At 61.8% G+C, this 25,119-nt stretch carries 20 protein-coding genes; 10 read left to right on the plus strand and 10 right to left on the minus strand.

The window, feature by feature from the left end; genetic code table 11:
• Window positions 1-52 precede the first annotated feature (52 nt).
• The 4 genes from RGV33_RS07145 to RGV33_RS07160 form a co-directional block, all read right to left on the minus strand.
• Entirely contained in the window at window positions 53-1,303 is a 1,251-nt protein-coding gene (locus tag RGV33_RS07145; protein ID WP_322143662.1) for an OprD family porin, read from the minus strand.
• A gap of 171 nt (window positions 1,304-1,474) precedes the next feature.
• Entirely contained in the window at window positions 1,475-2,932 is a 1,458-nt protein-coding gene (adeC, locus tag RGV33_RS07150) for an AdeC/AdeK/OprM family multidrug efflux complex outer membrane factor (RefSeq protein WP_322143663.1), read from the minus strand.
• Window positions 2,929-6,090, minus strand: a complete 3,162-nt coding sequence (locus RGV33_RS07155; protein WP_322143664.1) for an efflux RND transporter permease subunit — start codon at window positions 6,088-6,090, stop codon at window positions 2,929-2,931. Before RGV33_RS07155 ends, adeC begins: the two co-directional genes overlap by 4 nt.
• Before the next feature lie 3 nt (window positions 6,091-6,093).
• The gene (locus RGV33_RS07160; protein WP_322143665.1) at window positions 6,094-7,242 is read right to left on the minus strand and encodes an efflux RND transporter periplasmic adaptor subunit; all 1,149 of its coding nucleotides are present in this window, start codon (window positions 7,240-7,242) and stop codon (window positions 6,094-6,096) included.
• 286 nt (window positions 7,243-7,528) lie between these two features.
• Between RGV33_RS07160 and RGV33_RS07165 the strand changes: the two genes are divergently transcribed.
• Window positions 7,529-8,161, plus strand: a complete 633-nt coding sequence (locus tag RGV33_RS07165) for a TetR family transcriptional regulator (protein ID WP_322143666.1) — start codon at window positions 7,529-7,531, stop codon at window positions 8,159-8,161.
• Window positions 8,162-8,391: 230 nt separating this feature from the next.
• Here RGV33_RS07165 and RGV33_RS07170 read toward each other — a convergent pair whose 3' ends face one another.
• From RGV33_RS07170 to RGV33_RS07180, 3 genes are read right to left on the minus strand one after another with little or no spacing between them, the layout of a single operon-like run.
• On the minus strand, window positions 8,392-9,447 hold the full coding sequence (locus RGV33_RS07170; RefSeq protein WP_322143667.1) for an alkene reductase: 1,056 nt from the start codon (window positions 9,445-9,447) through the stop codon (window positions 8,392-8,394).
• 25 nt (window positions 9,448-9,472) lie between these two features.
• Window positions 9,473-10,639, minus strand: a complete 1,167-nt coding sequence (locus RGV33_RS07175) for an MFS transporter (RefSeq protein WP_322143668.1) — start codon at window positions 10,637-10,639, stop codon at window positions 9,473-9,475.
• A 13-nt stretch (window positions 10,640-10,652) separates the two neighbouring features.
• Window positions 10,653-10,967, minus strand: coding sequence for a helix-turn-helix transcriptional regulator (locus RGV33_RS07180; protein WP_322143669.1), 315 nt, complete (start codon window positions 10,965-10,967; stop codon window positions 10,653-10,655).
• Window positions 10,968-11,123: 156 nt separating this feature from the next.
• Between RGV33_RS07180 and RGV33_RS07185 the strand changes: the two genes are divergently transcribed.
• Window positions 11,124-11,708 carry an ACP phosphodiesterase gene (locus RGV33_RS07185; RefSeq protein ID WP_322143670.1) on the plus strand — a complete coding sequence of 195 codons (585 nt, stop codon included), beginning with the start codon at window positions 11,124-11,126 and terminating at the stop codon, window positions 11,706-11,708.
• An 11-nt stretch (window positions 11,709-11,719) separates the two neighbouring features.
• Here the strand turns inward: RGV33_RS07185 and RGV33_RS07190 are convergent, their stop codons facing one another.
• Window positions 11,720-12,511, minus strand: coding sequence for a lysophospholipid acyltransferase family protein (locus tag RGV33_RS07190; protein ID WP_322143671.1), 792 nt, complete (start codon window positions 12,509-12,511; stop codon window positions 11,720-11,722).
• On the minus strand, window positions 12,511-13,266 hold the full coding sequence (gene olsB / locus RGV33_RS07195; RefSeq protein ID WP_322143672.1) for an L-ornithine N(alpha)-acyltransferase: 756 nt from the start codon (window positions 13,264-13,266) through the stop codon (window positions 12,511-12,513). Before olsB ends, RGV33_RS07190 begins: the two co-directional genes overlap by 1 nt.
• 973 nt (window positions 13,267-14,239) lie before the next feature.
• Between olsB and RGV33_RS07200 the strand changes: the two genes are divergently transcribed.
• The 8 genes from RGV33_RS07200 to RGV33_RS07235 all read left to right on the plus strand — a co-directional run bounded on the left by RGV33_RS07200 (window position 14,240) and on the right by RGV33_RS07235 (window position 22,482).
• Window positions 14,240-15,319 carry a serine hydrolase gene (locus RGV33_RS07200; protein ID WP_322143673.1) on the plus strand — a complete coding sequence of 360 codons (1,080 nt, stop codon included), beginning with the start codon at window positions 14,240-14,242 and terminating at the stop codon, window positions 15,317-15,319.
• Window positions 15,316-15,630 carry an amidase gene (locus RGV33_RS07205; RefSeq protein ID WP_322143674.1) on the plus strand — a complete coding sequence of 105 codons (315 nt, stop codon included), beginning with the start codon at window positions 15,316-15,318 and terminating at the stop codon, window positions 15,628-15,630. Before RGV33_RS07200 ends, RGV33_RS07205 begins: the two co-directional genes overlap by 4 nt.
• Before the next feature lie 133 nt (window positions 15,631-15,763).
• Complete coding sequence (locus RGV33_RS07210) at window positions 15,764-16,939, plus strand: M20 aminoacylase family protein (RefSeq protein ID WP_322143675.1); 1,176 nt, start codon at window positions 15,764-15,766, stop codon at window positions 16,937-16,939.
• Window positions 16,940-16,995: 56 nt separating this feature from the next.
• On the plus strand, window positions 16,996-18,306 hold the full coding sequence (locus RGV33_RS07215; RefSeq protein WP_322143676.1) for a citrate-proton symporter: 1,311 nt from the start codon (window positions 16,996-16,998) through the stop codon (window positions 18,304-18,306).
• A complete protein-coding gene (locus RGV33_RS07220; RefSeq protein ID WP_322143677.1) occupies window positions 18,303-19,745 on the plus strand; it encodes an amidase in 1,443 nt (480 codons plus the stop codon). Before RGV33_RS07215 ends, RGV33_RS07220 begins: the two co-directional genes overlap by 4 nt.
• A gap of 65 nt (window positions 19,746-19,810) precedes the next feature.
• The gene (locus RGV33_RS07225) at window positions 19,811-20,581 is read left to right on the plus strand and encodes a helix-turn-helix domain-containing protein (protein WP_063032738.1); all 771 of its coding nucleotides are present in this window, start codon (window positions 19,811-19,813) and stop codon (window positions 20,579-20,581) included.
• Window positions 20,582-20,741: 160 nt separating this feature from the next.
• Complete coding sequence (locus RGV33_RS07230) at window positions 20,742-21,323, plus strand: YceI family protein (RefSeq protein WP_322143678.1); 582 nt, start codon at window positions 20,742-20,744, stop codon at window positions 21,321-21,323.
• 1 nt (window position 21,324) lies between these two features.
• Window positions 21,325-22,482 (plus strand): phosphatidylserine/phosphatidylglycerophosphate/cardiolipin synthase family protein, encoded by a 1,158-nt coding sequence (locus RGV33_RS07235; RefSeq protein ID WP_322143679.1) that lies wholly within the window; start codon window positions 21,325-21,327, stop codon window positions 22,480-22,482.
• Between the two features lie 163 nt (window positions 22,483-22,645).
• Here the strand turns inward: RGV33_RS07235 and bglX are convergent, their stop codons facing one another.
• Complete coding sequence (bglX, locus tag RGV33_RS07240) at window positions 22,646-24,937, minus strand: beta-glucosidase BglX (protein WP_322143680.1); 2,292 nt, start codon at window positions 24,935-24,937, stop codon at window positions 22,646-22,648.
• Between the last annotated feature and the right edge of the window lie 182 nt (window positions 24,938-25,119).

The raw sequence follows: 25,119 nt of genomic DNA on the forward strand, positions 1-25,119 counted from the left end.
GGGTCGGGTCATCCATGACACGCGCGCACCATACAGCAAGTCTGTCGAGGCTTTACAGCAGGCTTATCGGGTAACTGACGATCAACCGGTTTTCATCAAACTCGTTGTTGCTGTAGTCCCTGCGCATGCTGGAGTTGCGCCAGCGCAGATTGAGATCCTTCAGCGTTCCGCTCTGTACCACGTAGGCCACTTCGCTTTCCCGTCCCCATTCCCTGCCATCGGTCACGGTGCCGCTGTGTACGTTGCTGCCGCTGATATAGCGGTTCATCAACGTCAGGCCCGCAATACCCAGGGCGGCAAAGTTGTAGTCATGGCGTACCTGCCAGGATTTTTCCCGGGCGTTGTCGTAGCTGGCGTTGTAGCTGTCGTTGGCCAGGGTACCGCCGCTGGTGCCATTGACGCGCATCCAGGCGCTCTTGCCTGTGAGCTTTTGCAGGCCGAGGTAGAAGGTGTTACCGCCGTACCGGGCCGAGAACAGTCCGGACCAGGTCTTGTTGTCGAGGTCTCCGGCGCGGGCGCTGCCGTCGTCCTTGCCATAGAAGAATCCAAGGTTGGCGCCCAGCGTCCAGTCGCCCACAGGCTGGCTGTGGATCAGGTTGAGGTATTGCTGGCTGTAGATGTCCTTGAGTTGGGCGTTCCACACGCCCACTTGGGTGTGTTTGTTGTTGAACGCATATTCGCCACCCTGGAAGTTGAACCGGTCGGAGGTGAACGCGGCTTTTCCGAACATCGACATGTCAGTCATGCTGCTGTCGTCCCGCGGGCTGTTGGCGCGGAACTGGCCGCCATAGAGGGTCAGGCCGGCGATTTCCCGGGAGGTGATTTGCCCGCCGCGCAGGGTTTGCGGCAAGGAGCGGCCATCGTCCGAACGCAGGATAGGCAGCACCGGCATCCATTCGCCGACCTTTACTTCGGTCTTGGAAATTCGCGCCTTGAACGCAACACCGAGGCGCCCGAAGTTATCGGCGGGCTCGCCATCACGGTCCAGCGGCAGGAGTTGGGTGCCGCCGGTACCGCGACCACCATCGAGCTTCTGCGCATACAAACCCAGTACGTCCATGCCGAACCCGACGGTGCCTTGGGTAAAGCCGGACCTGGCGTCGAGAATGAAACTTTGGGTCCACTCCTGGGCGCCGCCCTGGGCCTTGGCCGGGTTGGTGTAGTTACGGTTGAAGAAGAAGTTGCGCAGGTTGAGGTTGGCGCTGGCGTCTTCCAGGAAGCCGTGTTCTTCGGCGAGGACGGGAAAGGCGAGGCTGGCAACAGCGGCCGCCAGCAATAGCTGGCGCGGATGAACGATGCTCATGGCGTTGGACCTGTTGTTATTGGGGTTATGCAGGTGCGGGCCATGGTGCGGGGCGGTATGGGGCGATGAAAGTGGGGGAGAGCGGGTTGTGGGCGATGATCGAACGTAAAGTCATGGGCATAAAAAAACCGCTTCCTGTGAGGGAAGCGGTTTCTTTTTGCTACGGCGTTATCAGAACAACTTCAGCGCCGGTGCTTCTTCTTTCAACGGCTCGTTCTTCGCGGTCTGCTCGTTCCAGCCACCACCGAGGGCCTTGTACAGGTTGACCTCGCTGTTGAGTTGCGCCAGGCGGTCAGTGATCAGCGATTGCTGGGCACTGAACAGTTGGCGCTGGGCATCCAGGAACGTCAGGTTGCTGTCGACACCAATGCGGTAGCGACGCTCGGCCAGGCGGTAGTAATCCTGGTTGGCCGCGACGAAGCCACGTTGGGCGTCCAGTTGCTCCTTGTAGGTCTCACGTGCGGCAAGGCCGTCGGAGACTTCCTGGAAGCCGGTCTGGATCGCTTTCTCGTAGTTGGCGACGTTGATCTCTTTCTGGATTTTGGAGTAATCCAGGCTGGCGCGCAGGCTGCCGGCGTTGAAGATCGGGATGTTGATTTGCGGCGCGAACGACCAGGTACCCGAGCCGCCCTTGAACAGGCCGCCCAGGGTCGGGCTCGCGGTGCCGGCGCTGGCGGTCAGGGTGATGCTCGGGAAGAACGCAGCCCGTGCCGCACCGATGTTGGCGTTGGCCGCCTTGAGGTTGTACTCGGCTTGCAGGATGTCGGGACGACGTTGCAGCAGGTCCGACGGCAGGCCGGCCGGTACTTCGCTCAACAGGTTGTCAGCCAATGGCTGGCTGACGATGTTCGCCGGCAAGCCGGTGCCCAGCAGCAGGGTCAGGCTGTTTTCGTCCTGGGCCACCTGGCGGGTGTAACGCGCCAGTTGCACCCGGGCGTTTTCCACCGAGGTACGGGCCTGGCTCAGGTCCAGGGCCGACGCCACGCCAACTTCGTTGCTGCGCGAGGTGAGCTTGTAGCTCTGTTCGAACGCACCGAGGGTGTCCTGGGTGAGCTTGAGCAGTTCCTTGTCGGCCTGCCAGGTCAGGTAGGCGTTGGCCACGCTGGCCACCAGGCTGATCTGGGTGCTGCGGCGCGCTTCTTCGGTGGCGAAGTATTGTTGCAGCGCTTGCTCGCTCAGGCTGCGAACCCGGCCGAACAGGTCCAGCTCATAAGAGCTGATCCCGAGGCCAGCGGAGTATTGACTGGAGATGCCCGCTTCGCCGGTCTGTGACAGTTTGGCCGGGGTGCGCGAACGGCTGCCGCTACCTGTGGCCGAAATGGCAGGGAACAGGTCGGCACGCTGGATCTGATACTGCGCGGCATACGCGTCGATATTCAGGGCCGCGACACGCAGGTCGCGGTTGTTCACCAATGCAGTCTGGATCAGCTGTTGCAGGGCAGGGTCATGGAAAAACTGCTTCCAGCCTTGCTCGGCAGCGGCCTGGCCCGGCGCCTGGGCCGACGAATACGCCGGCCCCTGCGGGAACTGCGCGGCTACCGGCGCTTCAGGGCGCTGGTAGTCCGGGATCAGCGAGCAGCCACTGAGCACGAATGCCGTGACGGCTAGGGAAAGTAGCGACTTGCTCATTGGCCAGCCTCTTTAGGAGTTTGCTTGGTTTCAGTCTTTTTACGCTCGCCGGCGGAGGACACGGTTGCATAGAACAGTGGCACCCAGAAGATCGCCAGGACGGTGGCCGTGATCATACCGCCAATTACGCCGGTACCGATCGCATGCTGGCTGCCTGAACCCGCGCCCGTGGAGATCGCCAGTGGCAGTACGCCGAGCATGAACGCCATGGAGGTCATGATAATCGGGCGCAGACGCATACGGGATGCCTCGATTGCCGCCTCGACAATGCCTTTGCCTTGCTCGTGAAGCTCTTTGGCGAACTCCACGATCAGGATGGCGTTTTTCGCCGCCAGGCCCACCGTGACCAACAGGCCCACCTGGAAGAACACGTCGTTGGACAGTCCCCGCAGGCTGGTGGCGATCAGCGCACCGATCACACCCAGCGGTACAACCAGAATCACCGCAATCGGGATCGACCAGCTTTCGTACAGTGCCGCGAGGCACAGGAACACTACCAGCAGCGACAGGGCGTACAGCGCAGGTGCCTGGGAGCCAGACAGGCGTTCTTCGTACGACAGGCCGGTCCAGGAGTAACCAACGCCGGCTGGCAGGTCCTTGGCAATGCGTTCGACTTCCGCCATTGCATCACCGGTACTGTAACCAGGTGCCGGGGTACCGAGGATTTCCATCGCCGCTACACCGTTATAGCGCGAGAGTTTCGGCGAACCGAAGATCCACTTGCCCGAGGAGATGGCCGACAGGGGCACCATCTTGCCGGAGGTGCTGCGCACGTACCATTTGTCCAGGTCTTCCGGAGACATACGGCTGGCGGCGTCGCCTTGTACATACACCTTCTTCACACGACCGCGGTCGATGAAGTCGTTGACGTAGCTGCCACCCAAGGCAATCGCCAGGGTTTGCTGGATGTCCGCCAGGCTGATGCCCTGGGCACTGGCCTTCTCGTCGTCAACGGTCAGCTCGTACTGCGGCTCATCGTTCACGCCGTTGGGGCGCACGCCCGCCAGGACCTTGCTTTGCGCTGCCGCACCGAGGAACTGGTTACGTGCAGCCATCAGCTTGTCGTGGCCGACACCACCCTGGTCTTGCAGGAACACGTCGAAGCCGGTGGCGTTACCCAACTCCAGAACCGAAGGCGGCACGATGGCAAATACCATGGCGTCCTTGAAGGCTCCGAAGAAATAACCCTGGGCACGCTTGGCCACTTCAAATACCGATTGGGTCGAATCACGCTCGCCCCACGGCTTGAGCATCACAAACGCGAGGCCCGAACTCTGGCCACGACCGGCGAAGTTGAAGCCGTTGACGGTAAACACCGACTTCACGGCCTTGCCTTCGCCTGGCTCGCCTTCCTTGTCATGCAGCAGGAAGGCACGCATGTCGTCGATGACTTTTTGCGTACGTTCAGCCGAAGAACCGACCGGCGTCTGCACTTGGGCAAAGATCACACCCTGGTCTTCCTCAGGCAGGAACGCGCTTGGAATACGGGTGAACATCCAGATCATGCCGGCAAGGATCAACGCATAGACCAGGAACGCTGGAATCTTGTGCTTGATCATCGCGCCCACGCCGCGCTCGTACTTCAGTACGCCGCTGTCGAAGGTGCGGTTGAACCAGCCGAAAAAGCCGCGCTTGGGCTGGCCGTGTTTTTCCGGGTCGATCGGCTTGAGCATGGTGGCGCACAGGGCCGGGGTGAAGATCAGGGCAACCAGTACCGACAACGCCATCGCCGAAACAATGGTGATGGAGAACTGCCGGTAGATCACACCGGTTGAACCACCGAAGAACGCCATCGGCAACAGTACCGCCGACAGTACCAGCGCAATACCCACCAGGGCGCCCTGGATCTGGCCCATGGACTTGATCGTTGCTTCTTTTGGCGACAGATGCTCCTCGGCCATCACCCGTTCGACGTTTTCCACCACGACGATGGCGTCATCCACCAGCAAGCCGATGGCCAGGATCATGCCGAACATGGTCAGGGTGTTGATGGTGAAACCGAACGCCGCCAGGATCCCGAAGGTACCCAGCAATACCACCGGTACGGTCATGGTGGTGATGATGGTGGCGCGGAAGTTCTGCAGGAACAGGAACATTACCAGGAACACCAGCACGATCGCCTCGACCAGGGTGTCAACAACACCGGAGATCGATTCGGTCACTACCGGCGTGGTGTCATACGGCACCACAGCCTTCATGCCTGGCGGGAAAAACGGTTCCAGGGATGCCACGGTGGCGCGGATGGCCTTGCCGGTGTCCAGGGCGTTGGCGCCGGCGGCCAGCTTGATCGCCATGCCGGAAGCCGGCTTACCGTTAAACTGCGCACTGATGCTGTAGTTCTGGCCGCCCAGTTCGATCCGCGCAACGTCACGCAGGCGAACCTGCGAGCCGTCGGTGTTGACCTTCATCAGGATCTTGCCGAACTCATCAGCCGATTGCAGACGCGTCTTGCCGATGATGGTGGCGTTCAGCTGGGTGCCGGGCAGGGCAGGCAGGCCGCCCAATTGGCCGGTGGCCACCTGAACGTTCTGGGCCGAGATGGCAGCGCTGACGTCAACCGGCGTCAACTGGTAGTTGTTCAGCTTGGCCGGGTCTAGCCAGATACGCATGGCGTACTGCGAACCGAAGACCTGGAAGTCACCTACGCCAGCCGTGCGGGAAATCGGATCCTGGATGTTGGACACGATGTAGTTGGACAGGTCGTCCTTGGTCATGCTGCCGTCTTCCGACACCAGACCGATCACCATCAGGAAGTTCTTCACCGACTTGGTCACGCGAATACCCTGCTGTTGCACTTCTTGCGGCAGCAGTGGGGTCGCCAGGTTCAGTTTGTTCTGCACCTGAACCTGGGCGATATCCGGGTTGGTACCCTGGTTGAACGTCGCGGTGATGGTCATGCTGCCGTCGGAGTTACTGTCCGAGGCGACATAACGCAGGTTGTCGATACCGTTGAGCTGTTGCTCGATGACCTGCACCACGGTGTCCTGCACGGTTTGTGCGGACGCGCCCGGGTAGGTCACCTGGATGTCGATGGCGGTCGGCGCGATGGCCGGGTATTGGTTGATGGGCAACTTCAGGATCGACAGTGCCCCGACCAGCATGATCACCAGGGCAATTACCCAGGCGAAAATGGGACGGTCGATAAAAAATTTCGACATGGATTACTCCCCTTTACCAGCATCGGCAGCAGGCGCTGCAGCAGTGCCGGCGGGTTTAGCGTTGTCAGCGTCCTTGACCTTGACTTCGATGCCCGGCTTGATGAATTGCAGGCCTTCGGTGATCACGCGGTCACCGGCGTCCAGGCCCTTTTCCACCAGCCAGTAGGCGCCGGAGGTGCGGTTGGCAACCAGTACACGTTGCTCGACCTTGTTGTCCTTGTTCACGATCAATGCAGTCGGGACGCCCTTGAGGTCACGGGTCACGCCTTGCTGCGGAGCCAGGATCGCCTTGCTGTTCACACCGGCTTGCAGTTGGGCGTGTACGAACATGCCCGGCAGCAGGGTGTGGTCAGGGTTCGGGAACACGGCGCGCAGGGTCACGGAACCGGTGGTCTGGTTGACCGACACTTCGGAGAACTCCAGCTTGCCGTCCTGGCCGTAAGGCGTGCCGTCTTCCAGGGTCAGCTTGACCTTGGCCGCGTTTTCGCCGGCTTTTTCCAACTGGCCGCTTGCCAGGTCGCGGCGCAGTTTCAGCATTTCAGCCGAGGACTGGGTTACGTCGACATAGATCGGGTCCAGTTGCTGGATCACGGCCATGGCATCGGTCTGGCCATTGCTGACCAGTGCGCCTTCGGTGACCGAGGAACGGCCAATACGCCCGGAGATCGGCGCGAACACTTTGGTGTAGCGCACGTTGATCTGGGCGGTTTGAACGTTTGCTTCGGCGGTCATGCGGTTGGCGACGGCAGTGTCGTATTCCTGACGGCTGACAGCTTGTTCGTCGACCAACTGCTTGTAGCGGTCGGTGATCGACTTGGTCTGGGTCAGGCTCGCCTGTGCGCTTTTCAAGGTGGCGTCATACACCGACGGGTCGATCTGGTAGAGCTGTTGCCCTTCCTTCACGTCACCGCCTTCCTTGAACAGGCGCTTGAGAATGATGCCGTTGACCTGAGGGCGAACCTCGGCAATGCGGAAGGCCGTGGTACGGCCTGGCAGCTCGGATGTCAGGGTAAAGGCTTGAGGTTGAATAGTGACCACGCCGACCTGAGGGGTTTGAGCGGGCGGAGCCGCCTCTTCCTTTTTACATCCGCTGAGCAGCGATGCCAGGGCGACGGCAGTAACCAGGGCGGTAACAGCTGGCTTAAGTTGCATGAAGATCCTCGGGTCAGGCGCGCAGGGTGCGCACAAGAAGTGTGGAAGGGTAAAAAACAGGCACTGAGTAGATAAGTAGCTTGCTACGCAATATACTTACGTTCATGGTTGTTTGTAAACTCTTGACAGGCTTCGCGCAATGTAGACAAAGCACTGCCCAAAGCCTCGATTCTAGTACGTTCGGCGCCCTTGAAGGCGTCGTCCCACAATTATTCAGATGGTCGTTAACGCAGGTTGAGTCTGCGTTACCGATCACCCCAAGCCTTCTGATTGAGGTTCTACTGCCATGGTTCGTCGTACCAAAGAGGAAGCTCAGGAAACGCGCAGCCAGATCCTTGAAGCGGCCGAGCAAGCCTTTTACGAGCGTGGGGTTGCGCGTACCACGCTGGCGGACATCGCCGCGTTGGCAGGCGTGACGCGCGGTGCTATCTATTGGCATTTCAGCAACAAGGCCGACCTGGTGCAGGCGATGCTCGATACGCTGCACGAGCCGCTGGATGAATTGGCCAGGGCCAGTGAGAGCGAGGACGAGGTCGATCCGCTGGGTTGCATGCGCAAGCTGCTGATTCATCTGTTCCATCAAGTAGCCCTGGACCCGAAGACCCGGCGCATCAATGAGATTTTGTTTCATAAGTGCGAATTCACCGATGAAATGTGTGATCTGCGCCGTCAGCGCCAGACCGCCAGCCTTGAATGCAACCTGCGCATCGGGCTGACCTTGCGTAACGCGGTCCATCGCGGGCAGCTTCCGGAGAATCTCGATTGCGTACGTGCCGCCGTGTGCATGCACGCTTATATCAACGGAGTTCTCGGCCAATGGCTGCTGGTACCCGACAGTTTCCAGCTGGCCCAAGACGCAGAGCGCTGGGTCGATATCGCGTTGGACATGCTGCGCTTGAGCCCTGGCCTGCGCAATTGAGACAAAATGGGTAATTGCGACCAGTTGTGTCAACAATAAAGACCCAGGGTGGTCAATCAGCCTTTTCGCTGATTTTGTGGGGTGACTTTATATACGGGCTGGCGGGCGGTTGATAGGTAGTTGGCTAAGTATTTTGTAGCGATATTGTTGCAAGGCTGTGAAGGAATGTTTCCCGCCGTGCATAAAAAAGCCCCGGCTCTCGCAAGCCGGGGCTTTTTCGTTTCAGCAGATCACAGTGCCAGGGTTGGATAGTCGATGTAGCCGACCGGGCCTTTGGCGTAGAACGTCTCTGGATGGGCTTCGTTCAGCGGCGCATCGGCCCTCAGGCGAGCTGGCAGGTCCGGGTTGGCGATAAATGGCACGCCGAATGCCACCGCGTCCGCCTTGCCCGAGGCCAGCCAGGCGTTGGCGCTGTCCTTGGTGAAGCGCTCGTTGGCGATGTACGGGCCACCGAAGGCTGCTTTGAGTTGTGGGCCGAGGCTGTCGCCCGCTTCCTTTTCACGGGAGCAGATGAACGCGATGCCACGCTTGCCCAGCTCTTTGGCGACGTAGGTGAAGGTTTCCGACAGGTTGGTGTCGCCCATGTCATGGGAGTCGGCGCGCGGTGCGAGGTGCACACCCACACGGCCGGCGCCCCAGACTTCAATCACCGCGTCAGTCACTTCGAGCATCAGGCGGGCACGGTTTTCCAGGGAACCACCATAGTTGTCGGTACGCTGGTTGGTGCTGCTTTGCAGGAACTGGTCAAGCAGGTAGCCGTTTGCGCCGTGAACTTCCACACCGTCAAAACCGGCAGCCTTGGCGTTTTCGGCGCCTACACGGTAAGCGTCGACGATGTCGGCGATTTCAGCGGTTTCCAGGGCGCGTGGCGTTGGGTAGTCGGCCAGTGGGCGCACCAGGCTGACGTGGCCCTTAGGTTGGATGGCACTTGGCGCGACCGGGGTTTCGCCGTCCAGGTACGACTCATGGGAGATGCGGCCAACGTGCCACAGTTGCAGGAAGATCTTGCCGCCCGCGCCGTGTACGGCCTTGGTCACATTGGCCCAGCCGCGAACCTGGTCGTTGGACCAGATGCCGGGGGTGTCCGGGTAGCCCACGCCCATTGGCGTCACGGAAGTCGCTTCGCTGAGGATCAGGCCGGCGGAAGCGCGTTGTACGTAGTATTCAGCCATCAGCGCATTGGGCACGCGACCGGCGTCGGCACGGCAGCGGGTCAGTGGCGCCATGATGATGCGGTTCGACAGTTCCAGGTCGCCGAGCTTGATTGGATCGAAAATAGTCGTCATGGGATACACCCTTCTCTTTAGTTGATCAGTTAGTCGCGGGGGCCAGGTCGGCATCGCCGCTCTGACGGAAAGTAATCAGGGTTACCAGCAGCGCGAGCACCGCCAGGGCAGCAGCGGCCAGGGGCACGCTGGTCAGGCCGAAGCCATGGGCAATCACGCTGCCGCCCACCCAGGCGCCGAGGGCGTTGCCGACGTTGAAGGCGCCGATGTTCAAGGTGGACACCAGGTTCGGAGCGGCCTTGCCAAAGGTCACCACGTTGATTTGCAGCGCCGGTACGGCGGCAAACGAGGCGGTGGCCCAGAGGAACAGGGTGATTTCGGTCGGGATCACGGCCACGCTGGTCCAGGTCAGTACCGTGGATACCACCGCCATGCTGATGAATACGCCGATCAGGGTGGCGGCCAGGCGCTTGTCTGCCAGCTTGCCGCCGATGATGTTGCCGACGGTCAGGCCCAGGCCGATCAGCAGCAGGGTCCAGGTCACGCCTTTGGGCGAGACGCCAGTTACGTCACCCAACAACGGCGCGACATAAGTGAAGAGGGTGAACATCGAGGCCGCGAACAGTGCGGTCATGCTCAGGGAGAGCCAGATGCCGGCGCCCTTTAGTGCTCTGAGTTCGGCGCGCATGTCGAGTTTTTCCTCGTCACGCTTGGCCGGCAGGAAGCGGATCAGGCCGATCAAGGCGATCACACCAATCACGGTCACTGCCCAGAAGGTCGAGCGCCAGCCGGCTTCCTGGCCCAGCGCAGTACCCAGCGGCACGCCGAGCACGTTGGCCAGGGTCAAGCCGGTGAACATCAGCGCCACAGCCGAAGCACGCTTGTTGGCCGGCACCAGGTTGGCAGCAACCACCGAACCGATACCGAAGAAGGCCCCGTGGCAGAGCGCGGTGACCACACGGGCAAACATCAGCACGTTGTAGTCACTCGCCAGGGCGCAGAGCAGGTTGCCGATGATGAAGATGCCCATCAACGCTACCAGGGCGGCCTTGCGCGGCAGCTTGGCGGTGGCCAGTGCCATGAACGGCGCACCGATGGCTACGCCCAGGGCGTAACCGGTCACCAGCCAGCCGGCGCCGGGAATCGAGACACCGAGGTCGGCCGCCACATCGGGCAACAGGCCCATGATGACGAACTCGGTGGTACCGATGGCGAAGGCGCTTAAGGCCAGGATGAGTAGCGAGAGAGGCATTGTTGGGTCCTTGTTACAGCGGTGTGCTGAGTTCTTCGGTGAGCGCTTTGAGGAAGGCTTGGATCACATCCTCATTGCGTTTGAAAAAGTGCCATTGGCCGGCCTTTTGGCTGCTGATCAGCCCTGCGCGTTGCAGGTTGGCCAGGTGCGCCGACACGGTGGACTGGGACAGGCCACAGCGCTGGTCGATCTGCCCGGCGCAAATGCCGTGCTCGTGGTGGTGGATCTGATCGGGGAATTGGGTTTTCGGGTCTTTCAGCCAGTTGAGGATGTCTCGCCGTACTGGGTGCGCCAGGGCTTTTATTATTTCGTCGAGGTCGATGGACATGGCAGTGATGCTCGGGTTTGTAAAACGTTATATCGCGATGAGGCGAACTTTAAATCGTTGTATTCCGATATACCAATATGATTTTGGTCTTAAGCCAGATTAAATCGATATATCGGGTTATAACGATACGTTGACGGCAGTGTTAGACTGCGCGCCATGAATTATCTCGCACATCTGCACCTGGGCGGCGAACTTCCTGCTCAATTGCTCGGCAGCCTGTATGGCGACTTTGTTAAAGGGCGCCTGCAAGGCGAGTTCAGCCCGCAAATCGAGTCGGCGATTCAGTTGCACCGCTCGATCGATCGCTACACCGACAGCCACCCGCTGATAGGGGAGGCGTTGTCGCGCTTCACCCTCACCCGACGCCGCTACGCCGGGATCGTCCTCGATGTGTTTTTCGACCACTGCCTGGCGCGGGATTGGGCGTTGTACGCCGACCAGCCGCTGGAGCGGTTTACCTCCCGGGTTTACCGGGTGCTCGCTGAAGAACCGGCGCTGCCGGGGCGGCTGGCGCAGATTGCGCCGTATATGGCGGCGGATGACTGGTTGGGTTCATACCGCGAGTTCGAGGTGATGGAGCAGGTACTGCGGGGCATCGGCCGGCGCCTGACACGGCCCGAGGAGCTGGGCCATGCCATGCAGGAGTTGCGGGCGCTGTACGAGCCGTTGAGCGAGGACTTCCGGGTGTTTTACCCGCAGTTGCAGCAGTTCTCAAACAGCCAGTTGGCAGCACAACTTTAAATGTGCTCGCTTTAAGCCGCGAATGCTGGCCGGGTTGGCATTTGCTCGGCCTCAGGAAGCGCGCCGAACAACGCCTTCTGCACCGCTTGCTGCGCCTGGAACGCCAACGCCGCACGCTCCTGCCCGGCGCAGGCAATCGGCTTGAGCAGGTGGATTTCCACATCGCCCTGGTCATTGCCAAACAAACGCATCAGGTGCGAGAGCAAATCATCGTCGCCAATGAACGGTGCCAGCGGGTCGATGTTGCCGTCACGCCGGTAACGAATCGCCACCGGTTGCAGCGACACGTCGGCATCGATCGCACTGGCCAATAACCGGCCGTGGAATGTACGCAGGGCGCGGCCATCGGTGGTGGTGCCTTCCGGGAACATCAACAGCGGGTGTTGTTGCTCCAGGTGGCGGGTCATCTGTTTGCGGATCAGTTGGCTGTCACCCGAGCCCCGGCGGATAAACAGGCTGCCGGCCTTGGCTGCCAGCCAGCCCGCCACCGGCCAGGTTCGCACCTCGGCCTTGGACAGGAACGACATCGGCGCCACCATCCCCAGCAATGGGATATCGGTCCATGACACATGGTTGCTGACCCACAACATCGACTGCTGCGGCAGCTCACCGTGCACGGTCACGCGAAAGGGCAGGGCGTTGGTCAGCCGTGCCATGAAAAAACGCGACCAGCGCTGTCGGCGCACCATCGAATTGGCGACCCCCACGCGTTCAAACACCCCAAACACAGCGGCCATGGTCAAGCCCAGGGCCACGACTACCAGCACGCGGGCAATCCGCCCGTACACCCGAAGGCGGCTCATCACATGGCTGCCTTGAAGTGGCGGGCATAGCGCGGGCACAACTCGTCGCGTTTGAGCAGGATAAAGACGTCGGCCACCTGGAAGTCTTCGTCCCAGCATGGCTCGCCGCAAATTTTTGCGCCCAGGCGCATATAGGCCTTGAGCAGGGGCGGCATTTCGGCGATGACGTTGGTCGGCAGGTCCAGTGCCGGCAGCGGCTTTTTCGGTTCGGCCCGCAGGTGTTCGTTGCACAGGTAGCGCTCGCGCAAACGCTGCATGATCGCGTGGGCCTGGATGCCGCCGTCGTGCATCGGGATGCTCGCGCAACCCATCAGGTAGCTGTAGCCGCCCTGGTTGAGTACTTCGGCCAACTCGCCCCACAACACGGCGATGGTGCCGCCATTACGGTAGGCGGGGTCGACGCAGGTGCGGCCGATTTCCAGGATTGGGCCTTTGAGGTGGAGCAGGCCGTGGAGGCTGAATTCTTCTTCGCTGTAGAAGCGGCCCAGGGTGCTGGCGGCCTGGTGGTCGAGCAAACGGGTGGTGGCGACGAGTCGACCGCTGTTCAAGTCCCGCACGCCGATGTGGCTGCAGTGAACATCATAGTCATCCATGTCCAGGCCCAGTTCGGCGCCTTTCAGCTTGGCGTTGAATTCGCCGCTGAATACGTTGAACCGCAGGGCTTGGGCTTCCTGCAAGGCTTGGGCGCCGATCAGGCGTTCGGCTTGCAGGCGGCGTTCATTGCCGGTGTCGCTGATGCGGGCGATCTGAGTCATGGCGAGTCTCCGAGTGCCGGCCAGGGTTGCGGCCGGTCGACTTGTTAGTGCCATGTCAGGCTATGTAGGGTGGGTGTCATCTCCATGAAGTTACGGTGACGCTTGGATGACAGGTGTCGGGGGTGGTTTGCGGGGGATTGGGTGTATATCCGTTATTTGGGTGATGGCCGCTATGGGTTCCGCTCTTACAGCGGGTCACTTTTGAAAAGCGCAAAAGTAACCAAAACGCTCTGCCCCGCCTGTCGGCACCTCGCTTAGGCTCGGTGTGCCCTCACTCCGGCATTGCTCCGCGGGCCGCCGCGACGGCCCGTCCCTGGCCCGTCGCGGCTAAACCGGCGTCCTGCCGGTTTACCCGCTCCTCAATCCCTGCGTTCGGCCTCGGGCTGAATGGGGCAGTCAGATCAAAAGCAAGATCAAGAACACAGCGGCCTACAGGCCGGCTTGAGTGTTAAAAGCAAAATCAACAGCGAGCACGCCCGTAGGAGCTGGCTTGCCGGCGATGGCATCACCTCGGTGCATCTGAAAAACCGAGTTGCCTGCATCGCCGGCAAGCCAGCTCCTACGCCTTGCTTTTGCTTTTAACACTCAGGTCGGCTTTCAGGCCGCCGTGCTCTTGCTGTTGACCTTGATCTGCAGGCCCCGTCAACCACGATGGCCGCAAGCAGGCACGGTGGAGCGGGTAAATCGGCAAGGATGCCGATTTAGCCGCGCCGGGCCATGGATGGCCCGTCGCGGCGGCCCGCGGAGACGGGTCTGATTGCGGGCATGCCGAGCCTAAGCGAGGCACCGAGTGGTGGGGCAAAGACCTTTTGGTTACTTTTGGGGCGTTTGCCAAAAGTGACCCGCTGTAAGAGCGGAACCCATAGCGGCCATCACTCAATAACGGATATGTACCCACTCGAAGGCCCAGTAACAAAACCGTCATTCCCCTGGGCTAGGCTCGCGGGCTCGAATGCCCCCCGAGTCCAAGTCCATGTTCAAAGGCCTGCTCTACGCCGCGTTGCTGTTCACCCTGACTGCCCACGCCGAAACCTGGCCGCAGAAGGACTGGTCCCAAGGCCAGCAACTAACAGGCCCGGCCGCCCAGGCCCTGGATGACTACGCCTTCCCACCCCGCGACGACACCACCCGCAAAGGCATCCGCACCGACGCCCTGCTGGTCATCCGCGACGGCCAAATCATCTACGAACGCTACGCCACCCCCACCACCGCCAGCACCCCGCACCTGACCTGGTCCATCAGCAAAAGCCTGATGGCCACCGTCCTGGGCGTCGCATTCAGCGAAAACCGCTTCAAACTCACCGACCCCGCCGCACGCTTTTACCCGCCGATGAAACAACACCCCAGCGTGACCATGGCCGACCTCCTGCACTGGGCCTCGGGCCTCGACTGGCAGGAGGACTACGAATACGCCCCACTGAAGTCCTCAGTGGTCGCAATGCTCTACACCCGAGGCCGTCACGACATGGCCGAGTTCACCGCCGACACCGCCACCTTCAGCGCCCCCGGCCAGGCCTTCCGCTACTCCAGCGGCGACAGCAATATTTTGTCCGCCACCCTCAAAGGCATGCTCGGCCACAAGGCCTACGTCGACTATCCGTGGACCGCCCTGTTCCAGCCACTGGGTATCCGCAACGCCACCTGGGAAAGCGACGCCAACGAAACCTTCGTCGCCTCGTCATACGCCTACCTCACCGCCCGGGATTTGGCACGTGTCGGCCTGCTGATGGCGCGGGACGGTCGTTGGGGCGAGCAACAGTTATTGCCCAAAGAATGGGTCGACTTCAACCGTCGACCTTTCGACAAGTACAAAGCAGGCCAGGACGAAGCCGTCCCCGGCGGCCAATGGTGGCTCAACCGCGAAGTGCAGGGCGCCCCCAAACCCTGGCCGGATGCTCCTGCCGATACCTTCGCCGCCCTCGGGCACTGGGGCCAGGCGCTCTTCGTGATGCCCGAAAAACAGCTGGTGATCGTGCGCTACGGCGACGACCGCGACGGCAGCTATCGCCACAATGAACTGCTCAAGCGCGTCCTCGCGGCGGTGCAACCGTGATCCGCCGTCGCCCCTTCAGCAGCCTGCTGGTTTTGCTGCTACTCGCACTGCTCGGCTGGGGCTGGCACGAGCGGGTCAACCTGCAAGCCTTCCCCGACATCATCGCGGCCTACACCGCCAAGGAGTACTGCTCCTGCCGGTACGTGGAAGGCAATCCCGCCGACTATTGCATGGGTTATGTGAAGCAATACGTGCCCACCAGCACCTTCAGCGACAACCCGGAAATACACCGGGTCACCGCCAGCGGCCTGGGCCGCACCCACAGCGCCCAATGGCTGGGCCAGCGCGAAGGCTGCCGCCTCACACCCTGAGCGATAACACCCACCCTGTGGCTGAGGTTCCACAGGGTGGAACCACCTTTGATTGTCCTCCTGCGCACATCGCGGTTATCTGGCGGTGTGCAACGAAAAAGAACGGGAACACCCGCCTGCGAGGAGAATCACCATGAGCCCACACCAGCACATCCTGGATTGGCTGAGCGATGTTGCCAGCGACCTGCACGCCGTGCGCCAGGACATTCACGCCCACCCCGAACTGGGCTTTGAAGAAAACCGCACCGCCGCCCTCGTGGCGCAATCCCTGCGAAATTGGGGCTATGAAGTGCACACCGGCATCGGCCAGACCGGCGTGGTCGGTGTGCTGCGCAATGGCAGCAGCTCACGCAAGCTCGGTATCCGCGCCGACATGGACGCGTTGCCGATCATCGAAAACACCGGCGCCGCCTATACCAGCCAACACGCCGGCTGCATGCACGCCTGCGGCCATGACGGCCACACCACCATGCTGCTGGGCGCCGCCCGTTACCTGGCCGCGACCCGCCAGTTCGACGGCACCCTGAACCTGATTTTCCAGCCCGCCGAAGAAGGCCAGGGCGGCGCCGAAGCCATGCTCGCCGAGGGCTTGCTGGAGCGTTTCCCCTGCGATGCACTGTTCGGCATGCACAACATGCCGGGCTTGCCCGCCGGCCATCTTGGCCTTCGCGTTGGACCGATGATGGCCTCCCAGGACTTGATCACCGTGACCCTCGAAGGTGTCGGCGGCCACGGTTCCATGCCGCACCTCACAGTCGACCCGTTGGTGGCCGCCGCCAGTATGGTCATGGCCTTGCAGACCGTGGTGGCGCGCAATATCAATGCCCAGGAAGCCGCAGTCGTCACCGTCGGTGCCCTGCAAGCCGGCCAGGCCGCCAACGTGATTCCCCAGCAAGCGTTGTTGCGCCTGAGCCTGCGCGCCCTGGATGCGAGCGTGCGTGAACTGATGCTGGAGCGGGTCAAGGCGATCATCCAGACCCAGGCCGCGAGCTTCGGCTGCACCGCACAGATCGAACATCGCCCGGCCTACCCGGTGCTGGTCAACCACGCGGATGAAACCGAATTCGCCCGCCAGGTCGGCGTCGCCCTGCTCGGTGAAGACGCCGTCGATGGCAACACCACCAAGCTGATGGGCAGCGAAGACTTCGCCTGGATGCTGCAACGCTGCCCCGGCAGCTACCTGTTTATCGGCAACGGCGTCTCGCGGCCGATGGTCCACAACCCCGCCTATGACTTCAACGACGACATCCTGTTGACCGGCGCCGCCTACTGGGGCGCGTTGGCCGAGAGCTGGCTCAAGCCCGCCTGACGAGCACTTTTTTCTGCCGCTGGACCCTTTCCCAACAGGTTGAATGGAGTGTTCCCATGCAGGCTACAAAACACGGTGTATCGCGCACCCGCCAGGTGGTCGCGGCGGTGATCGGCAATGCGCTGGAATGGTATGACTTCATCGTTTATGGCTTTCTCGCCAGCATCATCGCCCGGCAGTTTTTCCCCTCGGAGGATGAATACGCCTCGCTGCTGATGGCGTTGGCGACGTTTGGCGTCGGGTTCTTCATGCGCCCGGTGGGCGGGATTCTGCTCGGCATGTATTCGGACCGCAAAGGCCGCAAGGCTGCGATGCAGTTGATCATCCGGCTGATGACCATCTCCATCGCCTTGATCGCTTTTGCCCCCAGCTACGCCGCCATCGGCATGGGCGCGCCGATGCTGATTGTGGTGGCGCGCATGCTCCAGGGCTTTGCCACCGGCGGCGAATACGCCAGTGCCACGGCGTTTCTGGTGGAAAGCGCACCGGCCCATCGCAAGGGGTTGTACGGTTCCTGGCAGTTGGTGGGGCAGTGCCTGGCGGTGTTTGGCGGCGCAGCGATGGTGGCGTTGGTCACGCACTTTTTCGAACCGCAAACCCTGGAGCTGTGGGGCTGGCGCCTGCCGTTCATCTTCGGCTTGCTGATCGGTCCGGTGGGCTTGTGGATCCGTCGGCACATGGAAGATCCCGAGGAATTTATCGAAGCGCGCAAACAGGCAAAAGGCGCGGCGCCGAGCTTGATGGAGGTCATTCGCGATCACCGCCGCAGCATCTTGGTATCGATGGGCCTGGCGTGTGGGGCGACGGTGTCGTTCTACGTGGTGCTGGTGAATATGCCGACCTTCGCCCACAAGAACCTCGGCCTGCCACTGGACCAGGTGTTGATGGTGCAGATGTTCGCGGTGGCGCTGATGACCGTGGTGATTCCGTTGTCCGGCCTGCTGTCGGACAGGCTGGGTCGGCGGCCTGTGTTGATGGCGTTCACCCTGGCGTTTTTTGTGATGGTGTACCCGCTGTATGTGTGGGTCGCAGCCGCGCCGTCCATCGAGCGTTTGCTGGTGATGCAGGTGATGCTGTGCACCGCCATCGGTGGTTTTTTCGGCCCGGCGCCGACGGCTTTGGCCGAGCAGTTTCCCATCGAGGTACGTTCCACTGGCGTGTCGGTGGCCTACAACGTGTCGGTGATGGTGTTCGGCGGTTTTGCGCCGTTGATCGTCACCTGGCTCAGTAAGGTGCTGGGCACGCCGGTGGCCCCGGCGTTTTATGTGCTGTTCGCTTGCGTCCTGACGCTGCTGGGCACTTACTGCATGCATGAGGCGCCCCGGGCGAAACGACCGGCGCCGTTTTCCAGCGAGGTGAAACCTTGAGTATTGTTGGGCTGGACGCCATCGAACTGTCACGGGCGATCCACGCGCGGCAGGTGTCCTGCCATGAAGTGATGCAGGCGTATCTGGCGCAGGTCGAGCGCTTTAATCCGGCGGTGAATGCGCTGGTCTCGCTGCGCTCCGATGAGGACGTGCTGGCCGAAGCGGTGCAGCGCGACCGAGAGCTGGACCAGGGCCGGTCCCGTGGCTGGATGCACGGCATGCCCCAGGCGATCAAGGATCTGGCGGCCACCCAAGGCTTGCGCACTACCCTGGGTTCGCCGTTGTTTGCCGAGCACATTCCTCAATACGATGCGATCAGCGTGGCGCGGGTTCGGGCCAGCGGCGCGATCATCATTGGCAAGACCAACGTGCCGGAATTCGGCCTGGGCTCGCAGACGTACAACAGCGTGTTCGGCACCACCGGCAACGCCTACGACCCACGCCTTGTGGCGGGTGGCAGCAGCGGCGGGGCGGCTGTGGCGTTGGCACTGCGCATGCTGCCGGTGGCCGATGGCAGCGACATGATGGGCTCGCTGCGAAACCCGGCGGCGTTCAATAACGTGTTTGGCCTGCGCCCCTCCTTCGGCCGCGTGCCTTATGGGCCGACGCCGGAACTGTTCATCCAGCAACTGGGCACCGAAGGCCCGATGGGCCGCAGTGTGGCGGACGTGGCGCGGTTGCTGAGTGTGCAAGCCGGCTACGACCCTCGCGTACCGCTGTCACTGAAGGAAGATCCGGCGGTGTTGGGTGAACCGTTGCAGCGCGACTTCAAGGGCGCACGCCTCGGCTGGCTAGGGGATTACAACGGCTACCTGCCGATGGAAGACGGCGTGATGAGCCTGTGCGAATCGGCCCTCAAGGACTTCACTGCGCTGGGCTGCGAGGTCGAGCACTGCCAGCCGGATTTCTCTCTGGAGCGCCTGTGGCAGACCTGGCTGGTGCACCGTCATTGGCTGATCCAGGGCTCACTCGGCGCGGCGTATGCCGACCCGCAAAAACGCGCGCTGCTCAAGCCCGAAGCCCAATGGGAAGTGCAGGGTGGCTTGCAGTTGAGTGCGGCAGACGTCTACCAGGCTTCGGTCAGCCGCAGCGACTGGTACCGCGCCCTCGGCAAACTGTTCGAACGTTACGATTTTCTGTTGTTGCCCACCGCCCAAGTGTTCCCTTTCGATGCACAACAACCCTGGCCGCGCATCGTCGCAGGGCGTGAGATGGACACCTACCACCGCTGGATGGAAGTGGTGATCGGACCTACGCTGGCCGGTCTGCCGAGCATGAACGTGCCGGTGGGTTTCAACCCCCGGGGCTTGCCTATGGGCCTGCAAATCATCGGCCCGGCCCAGGCAGACAGGGCGGTGTTGCAACTGGCGTATGCCCACGAACAACTGACCCGCTGGGTGCAGCGACGACCGCCCACTTGCCTCGGCTCGACCGGTTGAGCCGCGACGGGCCTGTATCTTGCTGTGAGAATCAGATCATCCATCGGCATCAAGGAGATCGACACATGGGCAGCGACGCCGAGACGGGAACCGTACGCTCAGTGGGGCGAGCACTGGCGATCATCGAATTGCTCGGCGAGCATCAGGCGCTGGGGCTGGAAGAGTTGCATTACCTGACTCACCTACCCAAGGCCACGGTGTCGCGGATGCTGCTGACCTTGCAGGAGCAGGGCTGGATCTACCGCGGCCTCAGTGACCGGCGTTACCGCCTGCGGGCCCGACGCCTGTTCGGTGACACCCAGCAGCGCTTCAAGCGCCAACTGGTGGAAAGCGCCGCGCCGTGGCTGCTCGACCTCAGCGAGCGCACCGGCCTGGTGGTGGACTTGTCGAGCTTCGACGGCGAACGCCTGGAAGTGATGGAAAGCGCGATTCCCACGGTGCTGCGCAAGCTCTACCCGAACAACTGCCAGATCGTCGGCCAGCACGCCAGCCTGTTTCACTCGGCCATGGGCAAGGCGTGCCTGTCGCAATTGTCGGCAGATGAAGTGCAGCGCCTGGCCGGCCGTGAACGGGTGGCGGAAGACGACCAATACCGGGCGTGTGAACAATCCCAGCACCAGGGTTTTGGCCAGCGCACCGAAGGTTACTGGGAATATCCGGTGCGCCTGCCGTTCCTGATTCGCGCGGTAGCGTTGCCGGTGCGGGCCAACGGGCGGTTGGTGGGAAGCATGGCGCTGCATTGGCCGATGGATCAGGCGCCGGTGGAGCGGGTGTTGAGCTTGCACCTGGCCAGCCTTGAGTCGACCATTCGCGATGTGCAGCAGGCGTTGGCCTGACTACCGTTCCCCTGTAGGAGCGAGCTTGCTCGCGAAGAACTCACAGGCACCGCATTCATTCAGAATGCCCGCGTCATCGTTGGCAATCTTCGCGAGCAAGCTCGCTCCTACAGGAGGTCTTTGTTACTGTTCGTTCAGGTTTTTTGCCCCACGAGTCTTTATGTCCCTGTTCAAACCCATGGCCTTCCTGCTGCTGGCCGCTGCCGCCGTGCCTGCCCACGCCGACTGGTACCTGGACAACGAGTCCTCGCGCCTGTCGTTCGTCACCACCAAAAACACTGACTTCGCCGAAGTACAGCGCTTCCTGGTGCTGCACGGCAAGGTCGACAGCAAAGGCGCGGCGCAGTTGGAAGTTGAACTGGAGTCGATCAACAGCGGCATCCCGCTGCGCGACGAGCGCATGCGCAATGAGCTGTTCGAGATCAAGACCTTCCCCGATGCCGTGATCAATGCGCAGATCAACCTGCAACCGATCAACGACCTGGCTCCCGGCGCGCAATATGAGCTGCGCCTGCCGCTGTCGGTGACGCTGCACGGCAAGACGCAAACCTATAGCGCCGAGCTGCTGGCGACCCGTCTGGATGACCGGCGCTTTCAGGTGGTCACCCTGGAACCGTTGGTGGTGCATGCCGAGGATTTCGATTTGCTGCCGGGCGTGGCCGCGTTGCGCAAGGCCGCCGGGCTGTCGCAGATCAGCCTGTCGGTGCCGGTGGGTGCGGTCCTGATTTTCACGGCGCGCTGACATGAGCGGCGCAGTGTTCCCGTGGCGCAGCGCCAACCGTTTCGAGCTGATGATCGACGGCCCAAGCTTCTTTCCGCGCATGCTGGAAGGCATCGCCCAGGCCGAGCAACAGGTTGCGCTGGAGTTGTACCTGGTGGAGGCGGGCGCGTGTGCCGAGGCGATGGTTCAGGCCCTGGTGGCCGCCGCCGAACGTGGGGTGCGCGTGCGTTGCCTGTTCGATGACTACGGCAGCCTGGCGTTTACCCTGGGCTTGCGTCGACGGTTGATCGACGCCGGGGTGGACCTGCGTTTCTACAATCGCCTGAACTGGCGCCGCTGGATGCGCAACCTCTACCGCGACCACCGCAAGGTGTTGCTGGTCGACCAGACCATCGCCGTGGTCGGTGGCACCGGCGTGACGGATGAATTCTGGACACCCGCAGAAGACACCGCCGACTGGCACGAAGTGATGGTGCAAATCCGTGGTCCGCTGGTGCTGGATTGGCAGGCGTTGTTTGATCGTCAATGGCTGGCCAACGACGATCGTCGTGCGTGGAAGCCGGCCATGCATTTTGGCCTGCCACGCTTGCCCAAGCTGCCGGCGACAGGGCCGGGGTTGGGGCGTGTGGCGTATGCCGATGCCCGCCAACACCGCGATATCCTGCAGTCGCTGATCCGTGCGCTGAACAGCGGGCACCAACGTATCTGGTTGGCCACGCCGTATTTTCTGCCGACCTGGAGCGTACGGCGAGCACTGCGCCGGGCAGCGGGGCGCGGGGTGGATGTGCGTTTGCTGCTCACCGGGCCGCGTACCGATCACCCGTCGGTGCGCTATGCCGGGCACCGTTATTACCCGCGTTTGCTCAAGGCCGGGGTGCAGATTTTTGAATACCAGCCGTGCTTCCTGCACCTGAAAATGGTGCTGGTGGACGACTGGGTGAGCATTGGTTCGTGCAACTTCGACCACTGGAACCTGCGCTTCAACCTGGAGGCGAACCTGGAAGCGTTGGACCCGGAGCTGACGTTGGCGGTGGCGGGGAGTTTCGAGCGGGATTTTGCGAAGAGCCAGGCGGTGAGCCTGGAGGCATGGCAATCGCGGCCATTGTGGCGACGGGTGAAGCAACGGGTGTGGGGCTGGATTGATCGGTTGGTGGTCAACCTGCTGGACCGACGCGGCTAGCCAGAACGCTGAGATCAAATGTGGGCGCTGGCTTGCCTGCGATGCAGGCACCTCGGTACTTCAGATGCACCGAGGTGATGCAATCGCGGGCAAGCCCGGCTCCCACACAAGCCCGGCTCCTACACAAGCCAGCTCCCACACTGACCGTGTTTACAGCTTTAGATCAGAGCAGTTCGAAGCTCTGCTGCTTCACATCCTGCGAATCCAAGCCAATCTGCACATTGAACTCGCCCGGTTCTGCCGCAAATTTGAGCTGGGTGTTGTAGAACTTCAAGTCATCCTCGGTGATGGTGAAGTGCACCGCGCGCTCCTCACCGGCCTTGAGCATGATCTTCTGGAAGTTCTTCAACTCCTTCACCGGGCGGATCATCGAGCCGGCCACGTCCTGGATGTACAGCTGCACCACGGTTTCGCCATCGACCTTGCCGGTGTTTTTCACCATCACAGTGGCGTCGAGCTTGCCGGTCTTGTTCAGGGTGGTGGACGACAGCGCCATGTCCGACAGGCTGAAACTGGTGTAGCTCAAGCCATAACCGAACGCAAACAAGGGCCCTGTGGTGTCATCGAAGTACTGCGAGGTGTAGTTGCCCGGCTTGCCCGGGGTGAACGGGCGGCCAATGCTCAGGTGGTTGTAGTAGGTCGGAATCTGCCCCACCGAACGCGGGAAGGTGATCGGCAGCTTGCCCGACGGGTTGTAATCGCCGAACAAAACGTCGGCGATTGCGTTGCCGCCTTCGGTACCGGCGAACCAGGTTTCCAGGATCGCGTCAGCCTGTTCGTTCTCGTCGACAATCGACAGCGGGCGGCCGTTCATCAACACCAGCACCAGCGGTTTGCCGGTGGCTTTCAGGGCCTTTATCAGGTCGCGCTGGCTTTGCGGGATGTTCAGGTCGGTGCGGCTCGACGACTCGTGAGACATGCCACGGGATTCGCCCACGGCTGCCACGACTACGTCGGCGTCTTTGGCAGCCTTGACCGCTTCGTCGATCATCGCCTGGGACGAGCGCGGGTCATCCACCACTTCCGGGGCATCGAAGTTCAGGAAGTTGAGGTAGTCGACCACTTTCTTGTCGTTGGTGATGTTGGCGCCACGGGCATAGATCACCTTGCCCTTTTCGCCGATCACCGCATTCATGCCGTCCAGCAGGGTTACCGATTGCGCCGGTTTACCGGCCGCGGCCCAACTGCCCATCATGTCGATCGGCGCCTTGGCCAGCGGGCCGACCAGGGCGATGGTCGCGGTCTTTTTCAGCGGCAGGGTGTTGTTCTGGTTTTTCAGCAACACTTGGCTGCGGCGCGCTACATCACGCGCGTCGGCGCGGTGCAGGCGGCTTTCGGCGTAGGTGTCGGCCGGGTCATCCTCGGCCTTGCCGATGCGCAGGTACGGGTCGGCGAACAGGCCCATGTCGTACTTGGCGCCGAGCACTTCGCGCACGGCGTTGTCGATGTCGCTCTGTTCGATCTCGCCGGACTTCAACAGGCCGGGCAGTTCCTTGCCGTAGAGCGAGTCGTTCATGCTCATGTCGATGCCGGCCTTGATCGCCAGCTTGGCGGCTTCACGCCCGTCTTTGGCCACGCCGTGCTTGATCAGCTCGAAGATCGCGCCGTGGTCGCTGACCGCCAGGCCCTTGAAGCCCCAGTCCTTGCGCAGCAGGTCGTTCATCAGCCAGGTGTTGGCAGTGGCGGGTACGCCGTTGATCGAGTTCAGCGCAACCATCACGCCGCCGGCACCGGCCTTGATCGCGGCGTGGTAGGGCGGCAGGTAGTCCTGGTACATCTTGACCGGGCTCATGTCGACCACGTTGTAGTCGCGACCGCCTTCCACCGCGCCGTACAGGGCGAAGTGCTTGACGCTGGCCATGATGCTGTCGGCCTTGGCGGGGCTGGTGCCCTGGAAGGCCTTGACCATCACTTCGGCAATGCGCGAGGTCAGGTAGGTGTCTTCGCCGAAGCCTTCGGAGGTGCGGCCCCAGCGCGGGTCGCGCGAGATGTCGACCATCGGTGCAAAGGTGATGTCGAGGCTGTCGGCGGCGGCTTCCTGGGCAGCGATGCGCCCGGAGTGGCCGATGGCGTCCATGTCCCAGCTGGACGCCAGGGCCAGGCTGATCGGGAAAATCGTGCGATGGCCGTGGATCACGTCATAGGCGAAGAACATCGGGATCTTCAACCGGCTGCGCATGGCCGCGTCCTGCATCGGACGGTTTTCCGGGCGGGTGATCGAGTTGAAGGTGCCGCCGATGCGGCCGGCGGCGATTTCCTTGCGGATCAGCTCGCGGGGCATTTCGGGGCCGATGCTGATCAGGCGCAACTGGCCGATCTTTTCATCGAGGGTCATTTGCTTGAGCAGATCGCTGACGAAGGCGTCCTTGTCCTTGAGTACTGCGGGCTTTGTTTCGGCTAATACGGAATGAGTGGCCAAACTGACAACAAGGCCCAGCAAACACAGCTTCTTCATGAAAATCCTTTCTCGCAGCCTTGGGACCGGAGAGCGTCTATTGTTGTTCGGGTGTTGTTCAGATAAATGCAGCACACTTCTGAACTCTTATTGGCGCTGGGCATCTTTTAGCTGATTGGCACGATGCAATCCAGTGGGTGGTGGCGGATTATGCCCTAAGCCCGTAGCTAACGCGTCAGTCG

Origin of the sequence: Pseudomonas sp. Bout1, assembly GCF_034314165.1 — a bacterium.
Taxonomy (GTDB): domain Bacteria; phylum Pseudomonadota; class Gammaproteobacteria; order Pseudomonadales; family Pseudomonadaceae; genus Aquipseudomonas.